This is a genomic window from Halobacterium wangiae (genome assembly GCF_021249345.1).
Taxonomy (GTDB): Archaea; Halobacteriota; Halobacteria; order Halobacteriales; family Halobacteriaceae; genus Halobacterium; species Halobacterium wangiae.
Genome location: NZ_CP089588.1, coordinates 1,738,472 through 1,752,224 on the forward strand (window position 1 = coordinate 1,738,472; position 13,753 = coordinate 1,752,224).

Below are 13,753 nucleotides of genomic sequence, written 5' to 3' on the forward strand. Positions count from 1 at the left end.
TGTGCGCCGGCTGAATCCGTCTTTGTTACTGCTACCCATGCTACCCACCTCCAACCTACCGTGACTTAGTTCTATTGCATAGATGTACCTATTCGCGGTCTAAAAATTACTTTATGCGCCTGTGTCTGTCGATTCGCACCCGAATCGGTTGCTTAGACAAACGATTTAGAGCCAACCGGGGAAAGCAATTTATACAATTACACGAAACGAGTAGTCGTGACACGAGATACCAACACACAGCGCGTCGCGGTCGACATCGGTGGCACGTTCGTCGACGCCATCACGTTCGACCGCGAGACCGGCGCTGTCGAACTCGAGAAAGCCGCGACGACACCCAGCCAACCGTCGAACGGCGTCCTCGACTCCGTCGACAAAGTCGGGGCAGACCTCCCTGCGACGGAGGCATTCGTCCACGGTACCACGCTCGGCCTCAACGCCGTTCTCGAACGAGACGGCGCGCGCACGGGCGTCATCACGAACGAGGGGTTCACCGACGTCCACGAGATCGGGCGCACGAACCTCGAACGCGACGCGATGTACGACATCAACTACCAGAAACCGGAGTCGATGGTGCCGCGGCGACGACGCCTCGGCGTCCCCGGTCGCCTCGACGCCGACGGGGCCGTCGTCGAGGAACTCGACGAGGACGCAGTACGGGACGCCGCCGCGGAACTCGTCGAGGAACACGACGTCGACGCTATCGCCATCTGCTTTCTCCACTCCTACCAGAACGGTCAGCACGAACGAGCGGCCGCCGACATCGTGCGGGACGCCCACCCCGACGTCAGCGTCTCCGTCTCCAGTGACATCACCGGCGAGTACCGCGAGTACGAGCGCACGAGTACCGCGGTGCTCGACAGCTACATCAAACCCATCTTCGAGAACTACGTCGACACGCTCGGCGGTGCGCTCGCCGACGCCGGCTTCGAGGAGTCGTTCTTCATCACGCGCTCGGGCGGCGGCACGCTCACCGCCGAGAGCGCGAAGACCGCACCGGTCCACACCATCCTCTCCGGGCCCGCGGGCGGACTCATCGGCGCCTCCCAGGTCGGCTCCATCACCAACCGCGACAACCTCATCACGGTCGACATGGGAGGGACGAGCCTCGACGCGGCGGTCGTCGAGGATGGGTCGCCGGTCGTCAAGTACGACTCCACGCTCGAACACCAGCCGATGCTCATCCCCGTCTACGACATCCGCACCATCGGCGCGGGTGGTGGCTCCATCGCGTGGCTGGACGGCGACCTGCTCAAGGTCGGCCCGGAGAGCGCCGGCGCCGACCCCGGCCCCATCTGCTACGACAACGGCGGCACCGACCCCACGGTCACCGACGCGGCGCTCGCGCTCGGCTTCCTCGACCCCGGCGACTTCCTCGGCGGCGAGATGGACACCGCGGCCGAGGCCGCCATCGACGGCATCCAGGAGACGCTCGCCGACCCACTCGACACGACCGTCGAGGACGCGAGCCGGGGCGTCTTCGACGTCGCACTCGCGACCACGGTCGGCGCCATCCGGGAGATAACCGTCGAGAAGGGCCTCGACCCGCGGGACTTCTCGATGATGGCCTACGGCGGCGCCGGCCCGATGTTCGTCCCGCTCGTCGCACGGGAACTCGGTGTCAAGGAGGTCGTCGTGCCGCAGGCACCCTCCGTGTTCTCCGCGTGGGGGATGCTGATGGCGGACGTCGTCTACGACTTCTCCCAGACGCAGATCGCGGTCCTCGACGACGTCTACCTCGACACCCTCGAGGCGGCGTTCGACGACCTGGAGGCGGAGGGCAGCGAGACGCTCAGTGAGGAAGGTATCGGCGAGGCCCGCCAGCGCCTCGAACGCACCATCGAGATGCGCTACCTCGGGCAGGAGCACACCGTCGAGGTGGACGCCGACGGCGTCGCGGACCTCGACGAACTCGCGGACCGGTTCGAGGCCCAGCACGAGACGCGGTACGGCCACACGATGAACGACCCCGTCCAGGTCGTCCACCTGCGGGTGCGCGCCATCGGCGAGAACGACAAACCGACGCTCGACCCGCAGCCACCCCGGGACGGTGCTCTCGAGGCGGCCGGGAGCCGGGACGCGTACTGTTTCGCCGCGGGCGAGTTCCGCGACTTCGACGTCTACGAACGCGGGGACCTCACGCCCGGCGACGAACTCGACGGCCCCGCGGTCGTCACGGAACCCACGACGTCGCTGGTCTTCCACTCCGACCAGTCGGCGACCGTCGACGACTACGGACACATCGTCGTCACCACGGAGGACGAACAATGAGCACACAGGACATCGACGCGGCCACCGTCGAGGTCGTCCGGAACTACCTCACGTCGGCCGCCACCGAGATGCAGCGCACGCTGATCAGGACCGCCTACAACACCATCATCTACGAGATCCTCGACTTCGGGATCTCCGTCTTCGACAGGGACCTGAACCTCATCGCCGACTCGCCCGGTCTCGCGCTGTTCCTCGGCGCGAACGACTACGGCATCGAGAAGGCCGTCGACCACGTCGGCGAGGAGAACATGGACCCCGGGGACGTGTTCATCATGAACTACCCGTACTGGAGCGGCACGCACACCCTCGACGTGCTGCTGTTCGCGCCGGTGTTCCACGACGAGGAACTCATCGGGTACACGACGTGTCGCGCCCACTGGCTCGACCTCGGCGCGAAGGACTCCGGCTACGTCCTCGACTCCACGGACGTCCACCAGGAGGGCGTCCTCTTCCCCGGCACGAAGGTGTACAAGGGCGGCGAACCGGACCCGGAGATCATGGACATCATCCGGTTCAACTCCCGGATGCCCGAGAAGGTCGTCGGCGACCTGAACGCGCAGGTCGCGGCCGTCCGCACGGGCGAACAGCGCCTCCAGGAACTGTACGAGAAGTACGGCGCCGACACCGTCGAGACCGCCGTCGAGCGGATTCTCGACCACGGCGAGCGCACGGCACGGGCGGCCGTCGAGGAACTGCCCGACGGGACGTGGTCCGCGACTGGGTACGCCGACGGCGTCTACCGCGACGACGACGACCTCATCAAACTCAGCGCCGAGGTCACCATCGACGGCGACGAGTTCGCCGTCGACTTCTCGGGGTCCTCGGGCGAAGTGGACGAACCCCTGAACATCCCGCCCGGGATGAGCGAGACCATCTGCAAGCTCTGCTTCAAGACGCTCACCACGCCCGAAGAGGACTCCAACGGCGGCCAGTACGCGCCGCTGACGATGCACGTCCCCGAGGACAACATCTTCAACGCGAGCTACCCCGCGCCGACGTTCACCGTCTGGACGGGCATCGTCGGCATCGACGTCGTCTACAAGGCGCTCGCGAAGGGGATGCCAGACCGCGTGCCCGCGAGTTCGGGCGGCGACCTCGCGGACATCATGCTGTACGGTGAGAACCCGGAGACCGGCCGCCCGTTCGTGGAGGCGAACAACGAGGGCGTGGGCTGGGGTGCGGGCGTCGGCCACGACGGCGCGAACGCGCTCATGCACATCAGCGAGACGATGGTCCGCAACATCCCCATCGAGGTGTTCGAGAACAAGGCGCCCATCCGCTTCGACCAGCTGTCGCTGCGCGAGGACTCCGGCGGCCCCGGCAAACACCGCGGCGGCCTCGGCATCCGTCGGGACTTCCGCGTGCTCGAACCCGTCGGCGCGCTCTCGATCATCCAGAAGACCCGCACCGACAACTGGGGGATGGACGGCGGGCAGCCTGGCAAAAAGAACGTGGTCGTCCTGGACTCCGAGGCGGAGGACTTCGACGAGCGCGTCGAGGTGCTCGTCGACAACGACCACCTCCACGAGGGCGAGGGGCGACACGTCGGGATGTTCCGCGGGAACTTCACGCCCGGCGAGGTCATCTCCAACCGCACCGCCGGCGGCGGTGGGTACGGCGAACCGTACGACCGCGACCCCGAGCGCGTGCTCGAGGACTACCGCGACGACTACGTCTCGCGTGAGGCCGCACGCGAACAGTACGGCGTCGCCATCACCGAGGACGGGGAGATCGACGACGAGACGACGGCCGAACTCCGGGGGAGCCGATGACCGACGTCCTCTGGATCGACCCGGTCGGCCACGACGACTTCTCGGGCGACATCGGGGCGATTCTCGATGCGGCCAGTCGCCCCGACACGACCGTCGACGTGACGTCCCTCGACCGCGGCCCCCACCACGTCGAGTACCACTACTTCGAGGCGCTCGTGACGCCGGACGTCCTCCACCTGGTGAAACGCGCGGAGAACGACGGCTACGACGCCGTCGTCATCGGCTGCTTCTACGACCTCGCCCTGGAGGAAGCCCGCGAGGTGAGCGACACGATGCCGGTCGCCGCGCCCGCGGAGGCCACGACCCACCTCGCGACCACACTCGGAGACTCGTTCTCCGTCGTCGTCGGCCGCCAGAAGTGGGTGCCCCAGATGCGCGACCGCGTCCGCAAGTACGGCTTCGGCGACCACCTCGCCTCGTTCCGCCCCGCCGACCTGGGCGTCCTCGACTTCCAGGCGGACCCGGAGACGACCCAGCGCCGCCTCCGCGAGGCCGCGACGGCAGCCGTCGAGGAGGACGACGCGGAGGTCGTTATCCTCGGCTGCACCGCGGAGTACGGCTTCTTCGAGGACCTCCAGGCCGACCTCGGCGTGCCCGTCCTCGACGCGGTGACGGCGCCGTTCAAGTACGCCGAACTGCTCGCCGAACTCGCCGACTTCGGGTGGACGCACAGCAAGGTCGGCGGCTACGAGTCGCCGCCCGTCTCGGAGATCGCCGAGTGGGGCATCGAGGACGACTACGAGAACGCCGACGTGTGGACGCGAGGTGACGGAGAGTGACCGACCGGGAGCGCGTCGCGGCCTGCCAGGACCGCCTCGACAGCGTCGACGCCGACGCCGTCGTGCTGTTCCCGAGCACCGACATGCAGTACCTCTCGGGGTTCACGGACGAACCGATGGAGCGCCACCTGTTCCTCTTCGTCGGTCGGACCGACGGCCCCCTGTTCGTCGCGCCCGAGATGTACGACAACCACATTCGCCACGACTCGTGGGTTGAGGACGTCCGGACGTACGCTGACGGCGAGGACCCGCTCGTCCTGCTGGAGCACGCCGCCGACGAACTCGGCTTCAGGGGTGGCCGCGTCCTCCTTGACGACCGCATGTGGGCGCGGTTCACGCAGGACTTCCGCGACCTGTTCCCGACCACCGAGTTCGGCCTCGCCAGCGAGGTGCTCGAACCCCTCCGTCTGCGCAAGGACAACGCGGAACTCGACGCGCTCCGTCGCGCAGGGGAGGCAGCGGACGCCGCGATGGACGACGTCCGTGACCTCGGCGAGGACGCGGTCGGAATGACGGAGGCGGAACTCGCTCAGTTCGTCGAGGAGCGTCTCGCCGCTCACGGCGGAGACGCCCCGTCGTTCGCTATCATCGCGGGCAGCGGGCCGAACGGCGCGAAACCCCACCACCGCCACGGCGACCGCGAAGTCCAGAGTGGTGACCCCGTCGTCTTCGACTTCGGGACGCGCGTCGACGGCTACCCCAGCGACCAGACCCGGACGGTCGTGTTCGACGGTGATCCCCCGGAGGAGTTCGAGACGGTCCACGACGTCGTCCGCGAGGCACAGCAGGCCGCCGTCGAGGCTGTCGAACCCGGAGTACCGGCGGAAGCGGTGGACGCCGCCGCTCGCGACGTCATCGCGGACGCGGGCTACGGCGACGAGTTCGTCCACCGGACCGGCCACGGCGTCGGCCTCGACGTCCACGAGGAACCCTACATCGTCGAGGGCAACGACCAGCCGCTGGAACCCGGGATGGTGTTCTCTGTAGAGCCAGGCGTCTACCTCGAAGGCGAGTTCGGCGTGCGCATCGAGGACCTTGTCGTGGTGACGGAGGACGGTTGCGAGCGGCTGAACCACACCGACCGCGGCTGGAGAGCGTAAGAGAGGGCGTCAGTCCGGTTCTCGCCGGTGTTTCTTCAGAGTCAGGACGCTCGCTGGGAGCAGGGAACGCTGCCCGGAGACGACCAGCGTTCAGTAGTTGTAGAGGGAGACGACGAACGGGAGCCGGTCGTACATCCAGACGGCGAGCGGGAGTCCGACGATGGTGATGGAGGCCACCCACGCGAAGAACATCCAGACGCCACTCGCCCACCAGCCGACGAGGAGGAAGTACGCCGCTCGCAGGGGCAGCGAGTACTGCTCGCTGGTGCCCTGCGTGATGGTCACGTTGCCGTCCTCGTCCACAGTGCGCTCCGTCTCGATCGTCCGGTCTTTCAGTGAGACGATCTTCGGGACGAAGTTGATCATCTTGATCCCGAGGGGCATCCCGATTATCGTGAGATTGAGGAACCAAGCGATACTTAGCCAGACACCGCTCGCCCACCAACCGACTAGCAGGAAATAGACCCCCCGAACGACGATTGAAGGACTCGTATCTTCCTGCTCGATAGACACGTTCACGTTCTGCGTGACGGACTGCCCGCTCGACTCGTCCGGTCCAGTGTCAGTTGTGTTTCCCATTAGCAGCCTGGAAACAGCACGGGGCTCTCGACTGATTAAACCTTTCTCTGACCGCCACAGTCGAGAGGAGTACTGGGGGTAGCTGTGATGCCTCCGCGTTCTGCCGACGAGGTCACTCTGGGTTCGGGCGGATTCTCACCGATGGAAGACTCGCTGATGCTCGTCTTCCAGAATTCGAATCCTTCCTCGCCCCATTTACGACGCCACGACGCGCTCAGCGACTGCTGTGTCGCTGAGGGGCGTCGGTTTGCTGAAAATGGGTTCGGGCGGATTCGAACCACCGACCTCGGCCTTGTAAAGGCCGCGTCATAACCAACTAGACCACGAACCCGTACCCGAGAGGAACTGTCGCGCGGCAAAAACGGTTTCCCTTCGTCGGAACGACCAAACCGTCGGAAACCGTACGTGTGGACATGGCTCGGCGCTTGTTTGCTGTGCTCGTCCTCGCACTCCTCGCGGCGGTCGCCCTCGTCTACGTCGGATTCTCGCCGGACACGCAGGCGGAGGTGACCGTCAGGGACGGCGGCAACCAGACGACCCACGACGGGACCACCACCCAGAACGCCAGCGACGAGGGGAACGCCTCGGTGCAGGTGGCCGACGACGGCGGGCAGACCCTCGGTAACGTCTCCGTCCGGATCGCCGACGACCCACAGGAGCGCTACACCGGACTGAGCGAGACGGAGTCACTCGGCCCGAACGAGGGGATGCTGTTCGTCTACGCCCAGGCGGGCGAGCGCACGTACGTGATGCGGTCGATGGACTTCCCCATCGACATCGTGTTCGTCGACGCGAACGGCACTATCACCGAGATCTACCACGCGCCCGTCGAGGCGGACAACCAGAACCTCACGGAGTACACCGGCTACGGGAAGTGGGTGCTGGAGGTGCCGTACAACTGGACGGTCGAGCACAACGTGACGGTCGGCGACCGGATCGCCGTCGAGCGCTGACGGTGTTTCGGTTCGTAGGAAAGTCTTTTTGCAGACGGTTACTTCTCCTCAGAGGATGAGTACCGCCACAGAAGACGACGACCCCTTCGAAGACCAGCGGGAGAAGGTCGACAACGCGATGTACCGCCTGTTCGACGAGTACGGGCGGGACAACTGGTTCGCGGCGCTCGTCGGCGTCCTGGCCAGCATCCTCGCTCGCGTGCTCGACCTCGTCCCCGCGATCATGCTGGGGTACGCCGTCGACGCCCTGACCGGGGGCCAGACGTTCCTCCCGTTCCTCCCGGAATCTATCCGTCCCCCGACGCGCGAGATGGAGCTCTACTGGACCGTCGCCATCATCTCCGGTGCGTTCCTCGTCGGTGCGGGCTTCCACTGGCTGCGCAACTGGGGCTGGAACTCCTTCTCCCAGCACATCCAGCACGCCGTCCGGACGGACACGTACAACAAGATGCAGCGCCTGAACATGGACTTCTTCGCCACGAAGCAGACCGGCGAGATGATGTCCATCCTCTCGAACGACGTCAACCGCCTCGAGCGCTTCCTCAACGACGGGATGAACTCCGTCTTCCGGCTCTCCGTGATGGTGGTGGCCATCGGTGTCGTACTGTTCTACTACAACTGGCAGCTCGCACTGATCACGATGCTGCCGGTGCCGGTCATCGCGTGGTTCACGTACAAGTTCGTGAAGGCCATCCAGCCGCAGTACGCCGACGTCCGCTCCTCCGTGGGTCGCCTGAACTCCCGCCTGGAGAACAACCTCGGCGGCATCCAGGTCATCAAGACCTCGAACACGGAGTCCTACGAGACCGACCGCGTCGACGACGTCTCCCAGGGCTACTTCGACGCGAACTGGGGCGCCATCACCATCCGCATCAAGTTCTTCCCGGCGCTGCGCATCATCTCCGGCGTCGGCTTCGTCCTCACCTTCCTAGCCGGCGGCTACTGGGTGCTCGTCGGCCCGCCGCCGTTCATGTCCGGGTCGCTGTCGGCAGGTGAGTTCGTCGTGTTCATCCAGTTGAGCCAGCAGTTCGTCTGGCCGATGGCGCAGTTTGGCCAGATCATCAACATGTACCAGCGAGCGCGCGCCTCCAGCGAGCGCATCTTCGGGCTGATGAACGAGCCCTCGCGCATCGAGGAGAACCCGGGCGCCGACGAACTCACCGTCACCGACGGCGACGTGGTGTACGACGACGTCACCTTCGGCTACGACGAGGAGGCCATCGTCGAGGACGTCGACTTCGCCGTCGAGGGTGGCGAGACGCTCGCGCTCGTCGGGCCGACGGGCGCCGGGAAGTCCACGGTGCTCAAACTCCTGCTCCGGATGTACGACGTCGACGAGGGGGAGATCCGCATCGACGGCGAGGACATCTCCGACGTGACGCTGCCGAGTCTCCGCCAGCACATCGGCTACGTCAGCCAGGACACGTTCCTGTTCTACGGCACCGTCATGGAGAACATCAAGTACGGCACGTTCGACGCCGACGACGAGGACGTCGTCGCGGCCGCGAAGGCCGCCGAGGCCCACGAGTTCATCCAGAACCTCCCGGAGGGCTACGACACGAAGGTCGGCGAGCGCGGCGTGAAACTCTCGGGCGGCCAACGCCAGCGCATCGACATCGCGCGAGCCATCCTCAAGGACCCCGAGATCCTCATCCTCGACGAGGCCACCAGCGACGTCGACACGGAGACGGAGATGCTCATCCAGCGCTCTCTCGACCGCCTCACCGAGGACCGCACGACGTTCGCCATCGCCCACCGCCTCTCGACCATCAAGGACGCCGAACAGATCGTCGTCCTCGAGGACGGCCGAGTCGTCGAGCGCGGCACCCACGAGGACCTCCTCGCCGAGCAGGGCCTCTACGCGAACCTCTGGGGCGTGCAGGCCGGCGAGATCGAGGAACTCCCCGACGAGTTCATCGAGCGCGCCGCCGAACGCCAGGCCCACGTCGAGGAAGAAGTCGACGACTGACGCGGTCTACTTTTACCGTTCCTCTCGCGTTCGCGCATGACAGCCTACTTGCCGGTGGCCTGCGTACGCCGACGCATGCGACTCGCGGACGCGACGTGGACTGACGCCGACGCGGCGGCGACGGACCTCGCGGTCCTCCCGGTCGGCAGCACCGAACAGCACGGCCCGCACGCACCCCTGGGTACCGACGCGATCACCGCCGAGACCGTCGCCGAGGCTGCCGCAGACGCCTACGACGGCGAGGTCGTGGTCGCGCCCGCTCTTCCAGTGGGCGTCTCCGAGGAGCACCGCCAGTTCACGGGCACGCTGTGGCTCCAGCCTGACACCTTCCGCGCGAACGTCCGCGAGGTCGTCGCCAGCCTCGCGAGCCACGGCTGGGACCGCGTCGTCGTCGTCAACGGCCACGGCGGGAACGTCCCGGCGCTCGGCGAGGTCACGTCGACCATCACGCGCCACGACGACGCGTACGCGGTGCCGTTCACGTGGTTCGACGCAGTCGGCGACCACGCCGCGGACATGGGGCACGCCGGCCCCCTCGAGACGGCGTTCCTCCGGCACACCGACCCCGAACTCGTGCGCGAGGGCCGCGTCGAGGCGGCCCGCGAGGGCGCCAGCGACGGCTGGGGGGACTGGGTATCGTACGCGAACCTCGCTCACGACGTCGCGGAGTTCACGGAGAACGGCGTGGTCGGCGACCCCGCCGGGGGCGACGCTGCTCGCGGCGAGGAACTGCTCTCGCTGGCGACCGCAGCGCTCTGTGAACTACTCGCCGCGGTCGCGGACCGGGACGTCACGCGGCCACCCCACAGATAGCGGTTAGTTCGGCTCGACGATCGCGTCCTCGCGCAGCGCCTCGTCTAGGTTCGCCAGGCCTTCCCCGGCGAACCAGTTCAGCAGGTCTGTCACCTCCCTGGGCCCGCTCACGACGTACGGCGCGGCCGTGGCGTCCCGGTCGGACCCGACGGCGACCGCGACGCCGTCACCGCCGAGCACCTCGAAGGCGGCCTCGTCGGTCGTGTCGTCACCGATGTACACCGTCAGCCACTGCTCGTCCTCGGGGGTGTACCGCTCGCGCAGCAGTTCGACGGTGGCACCCTTCCCCCAGTCGACGTCCGGGCGGAGTTCCACGATCTGCTTGCCCTCCGTGACTCGAAGCGCGTCGTCGGGGTCGTGGTCCGCGAGCGCGGTCTCGACGACCTCCCGGACCGCCTCGCCGTCGCAGTCGGCCTGCCGGTAGTGTACCGTCGCGGTCACCTCCTTGTCCTCGACGAAGACGCCGTCGTCGTCGCCGAACGCCTCCTCGACGGCCTCGCAGACCGCCGGGAGCACCTCCTGGACCTGGTGTGCGACGGAGTGCACGGACCGCTCGTCGCCGTCGTGGAGTTCGAGGCCGTGGTTGCCCGCGTAGTAGGCGTCCTCGACGGCCGCCCGCTCGCGGACGTCCTCGACCGCGCGCCCGCTGACCACCGCCACCGCCGCACGCGGGTGGGCCGCGAGCGACTCCAGTGCCTCCTGCGCCCGGTCGCGGATCGCCGCGGCGTCCGGGTCGTCGACGATGTCGGCGACCGTCCCGTCGAAGTCCGTCATCACGAACAGGCCGTCCGCTAGCCGGAGATTGTCCGCCAGCCACTGCTTGCGGCCCCAGACGGACACCGGCGAGGACTGCCAACTCGGCGTCCCCTCCTCGGGCTGCTCGTCGCGGTCGACCGGGATGCCCGTGAACTGGTCGTCCACCCAGGCGTCGTTGTCCTCGCTGTGGACGCGCCGGCGGAGCGCCCGCATCCGCCGCTTCCGCGTCCGCTCGGGCATCGAGAGCGCGGCCTCGATGGTCGTCGCGAACTCCTCGGTGTCGTTGGGGTTGACGACGAGCGCGGCGTCGCCCAGCGACTCGACGGCGCCCGCGAACTCCGAGAGCACGAGCACGCCGTCGTCGTCCAGCTGGGAGGCGACGTACTCCTTGGCGACGAGGTTCATCCCGTCGCGGAGCGGGCTCACGAGCGCGACGTCAGCGTGGCGGTACAGCGCCGTCAGCCCCGCCCGCGAGTAGTGGTCCTTGGTGTACACCACGGGCGTCCACGACTCTGTAGCGAAGCGGTCGTTGATCTCGCGGACGCGGCGCTCGACCTCGTCCTGGAGCTGCTGGTACTCGTCGATCTGCGTCCGGGACTCGCTGCCCTTCTGGACGTACGTGAGTTCGCCGCGGCGGTCCGGACGGTGCTCCCAGAGCCACTCCAGAGCGTCGAGGCGCTGGAGGATGCCCTTCGTGTAGTCGAGGCGGTCGACGCCGACGGCGACCTGCTCGCCGAGGTCGTACTCCGCGGAGAACCTCTCCCAGAGCTCCTCGATCTCCTCGGCGCCCGCGCGCTCGGCGTGCACGTCCGCGTCGACGCCCAGCGGGTGGCTCTGCACCCGCGTCGTGTGGCCCTCGTACGTGACCAGCCCGGCGTCCACGTCGACGGTCGCGTCGTCGAACACCTCGGCGACGCACTCGCAGAACGACTCGCAGTACGTCTCGCTGTGGAAGCCGAGCAGGTCGTTCGCGAGCAGTCCCTCGAGTATCTCGCGGTGCTCGGGACACGAACGGAACGTCTCCCACGCTGGCCACGGGATGTGCCAGAACTGCGTGAGGAACGCGTTCGGGAGCTGTTCGCGAACCAGACGGGGCGCCAGCGCGAGGTGGTAGTCCTGGAACCAGACGACCGGGTCGTCGTCCTCGGCGCACGTGACGATGGCGTCCGCGAACGTCTCGTTGACCTGCCGGTAGTAGTCCCAGAACTCGTTGTCGAAGGACGCCCGCGTCGGCATGCCGTGACAGAGCGGCCACAGCACCTGGTTGCTGTAGCCGTAGTAGTAGCCGTCGAGCTCCCGGTCGCTGAGGTGGAGACGCTGGATCGTGTACGACGGGTCCTCGGGCGGGACCCGGACGCGGCCGCGGTCGTCGGCCACGTCGAAGTCGGCGTCACCGCTCCCCCACGCGACCCACGTGCCCGAGAGTTCCTGCATGATGGGGTCGAGCGCCGCGGTGAGGCCGCCCGCCGGCTGGGACACCGTCACCTCGTCGCCGTCGTAGCTGTGCGTGTACGGCTCGCGATTCGACGCGACAAGTAGTTCTCGGCCCTCGAGTGCGTCCACGACGGGGCTCTCGCTGTCCGACTCCTGGCGTTCGGTCACAGTGCATCGACCCCGTTAGGGGCCCGCTCGAGTACGGTTCCGCTGCAGTCGATTCCCTGCCAATCGACGGGGCTCCACGCCCGTATGTTGCCTGCCATGGGCTTCGGCGATGTAGACGGGCGTGAGCCGGATAAGATGACGAGTCCATTTCACCGAATTCACTGCCGTAAGCCCCTGATATCGGCGTTTAAGCTCAGGCTACGTCGCGTAGTTTAGCCGCCGACTACCGCTCGACACGCATCCCCCGGAGCGCTCGGACCCGGACGGTCGTTCGTCGCGCTCGGGACGGGTGTCGACGCGCTACCCGCTCGACGGCGGAGCGAAAGGAGAGCCTAGGTCAGTCGTCGCCGTCCTCCTCGGCGCCCGCGTGGGCCTCGTCGAGTGCGGAGCGGAGTTCGGGCACCGTCGCTGCGAGTTCGCCAACCTGGTCGCGGGCCGTCTCCAGGTCCGCGAGCACGTCCTCGACGGCCGCCAGGTCGGCCTCCAGGTCGTCGGCGTCCTCGAACGCGTCGGCGCGCTCGCCGACGACGAACGCCTTCTTCGCGTCCCGCAAGTGGCCCTCGACGTCGTCGACGGCGAGCGCCGAGCGGAGCGCGTTCAGCACGCCGAGGGTGTTGTCCGCCTCCACGTCCCAGATGTCGTCCCCGGCGGGCAGTTCCGCGCGGGCGGCATCGAGGTGTTCCTCCACGTCGGCCCGCATCTCCTCGGCCGCCTCCCCGAACAGTTCGTCGTCGTCGAGTGATGACTGGCTCATGGCTTCGAGTTCGCCTGCACGGAATTTAAAGGCCCGCCCCAGACTGAAGGTGAAATCCGCCTACGAGACGCTCGCGAGTTCCATCAGCGGGTAGCCGTCGACCATCGCCATCTCCGCGACCACCTCGCGGCCCTCGTAGGCGACGACGATCTCGACCTCCATGTACTCGCCCGTCAGTTCCGTGTAGCCGTGTTCGGTGTCGAGTCGCTCCGCTACGATGTCGACGGTGACGGACTCGCAGAACGGCTGGTTCTCGATGGACTCCTCGATGGCCGTCTCGAGACTCGAGGCGCTCGCCGGACTCACCGGCGTCCCCGCGAACTGATGGTAGAGCGTCCCGAACTTGATGCCCGCCTCGAAACACGCCTGCTCCGCGTCGGTTGCCATACCGACTCCTGCGTGCGGCCG

General features: G+C 67.3%; 11 protein-coding genes and 1 tRNA gene. 7 read left to right on the plus strand and 5 right to left on the minus strand.

Translation table 11 applies throughout. The features are described from left to right. Nucleotides 1–216 precede the first annotated feature (216 nt). From LT965_RS09425 to LT965_RS09440, 4 genes are read left to right on the plus strand one after another with little or no spacing between them, the layout of a single operon-like run. A complete protein-coding gene (locus LT965_RS09425) occupies nt 217–2,268 on the plus strand; it encodes a hydantoinase/oxoprolinase family protein (RefSeq protein ID WP_232700513.1) in 2,052 nt (683 codons plus the stop codon). After that, nucleotides 2,265–4,040, plus strand: coding sequence for a hydantoinase B/oxoprolinase family protein (locus LT965_RS09430; protein WP_232700514.1), 1,776 nt, complete (start codon nt 2,265–2,267; stop codon nt 4,038–4,040). The genes LT965_RS09425 and LT965_RS09430 overlap by 4 nt, the downstream gene beginning before the upstream one ends. Next, on the plus strand, nt 4,037–4,819 hold the full coding sequence (locus LT965_RS09435; RefSeq protein WP_232700515.1) for an aspartate/glutamate racemase family protein: 783 nt from the start codon (nt 4,037–4,039) through the stop codon (nt 4,817–4,819). Before LT965_RS09430 ends, LT965_RS09435 begins: the two co-directional genes overlap by 4 nt. Continuing rightward, nucleotides 4,816–5,919 (plus strand): M24 family metallopeptidase, encoded by a 1,104-nt coding sequence (locus LT965_RS09440; RefSeq protein ID WP_232700516.1) that lies wholly within the window; start codon nt 4,816–4,818, stop codon nt 5,917–5,919. Before LT965_RS09435 ends, LT965_RS09440 begins: the two co-directional genes overlap by 4 nt. Before the next feature lie 90 nt (nt 5,920–6,009). Here the strand turns inward: LT965_RS09440 and LT965_RS09445 are convergent, their stop codons facing one another. Together LT965_RS09445 and LT965_RS09450 are read right to left on the minus strand one after the other, a co-directional pair. After that, complete coding sequence (locus tag LT965_RS09445; protein ID WP_232700517.1) at nt 6,010–6,303, minus strand: YccF domain-containing protein; 294 nt, start codon at nt 6,301–6,303, stop codon at nt 6,010–6,012. Between the two features lie 452 nt (nt 6,304–6,755). Continuing rightward, nucleotides 6,756–6,829: transfer RNA gene (locus LT965_RS09450), tRNA-Val, on the minus strand. 82 nt (nt 6,830–6,911) lie between these two features. Between LT965_RS09450 and LT965_RS09455 the strand changes: the two genes are divergently transcribed. The 3 genes from LT965_RS09455 to LT965_RS09465 all read left to right on the plus strand — a co-directional run bounded on the left by LT965_RS09455 (nt 6,912) and on the right by LT965_RS09465 (nt 10,233). Then, nucleotides 6,912–7,451: a DUF192 domain-containing protein gene (locus tag LT965_RS09455; RefSeq protein ID WP_232700518.1), complete on the plus strand. Its 540-nt coding sequence runs from the start codon at nt 6,912–6,914 to the stop codon at nt 7,449–7,451. Nucleotides 7,452–7,506: 55 nt separating this feature from the next. Then, complete coding sequence (locus LT965_RS09460) at nt 7,507–9,420, plus strand: ABC transporter ATP-binding protein (protein WP_232700519.1); 1,914 nt, start codon at nt 7,507–7,509, stop codon at nt 9,418–9,420. Between the two features lie 75 nt (nt 9,421–9,495). Continuing rightward, entirely contained in the window at nt 9,496–10,233 is a 738-nt protein-coding gene (locus LT965_RS09465; protein ID WP_232700520.1) for a creatininase family protein, read from the plus strand. Between the two features lie 3 nt (nt 10,234–10,236). Here the strand turns inward: LT965_RS09465 and LT965_RS09470 are convergent, their stop codons facing one another. From LT965_RS09470 to LT965_RS09480, 3 genes are all read right to left on the minus strand, one after another. Next, nucleotides 10,237–12,591: a bifunctional alpha,alpha-trehalose-phosphate synthase (UDP-forming)/trehalose-phosphatase gene (locus tag LT965_RS09470; RefSeq protein WP_232700521.1), complete on the minus strand. Its 2,355-nt coding sequence runs from the start codon at nt 12,589–12,591 to the stop codon at nt 10,237–10,239. 337 nt (nt 12,592–12,928) lie between these two features. After that, entirely contained in the window at nt 12,929–13,345 is a 417-nt protein-coding gene (locus LT965_RS09475; RefSeq protein WP_232700522.1) for a DUF5790 family protein, read from the minus strand. Between the two features lie 60 nt (nt 13,346–13,405). Next, nucleotides 13,406–13,732, minus strand: coding sequence for a dihydroneopterin aldolase family protein (locus tag LT965_RS09480; protein ID WP_232700523.1), 327 nt, complete (start codon nt 13,730–13,732; stop codon nt 13,406–13,408). Nucleotides 13,733–13,753 lie beyond the last annotated feature (21 nt).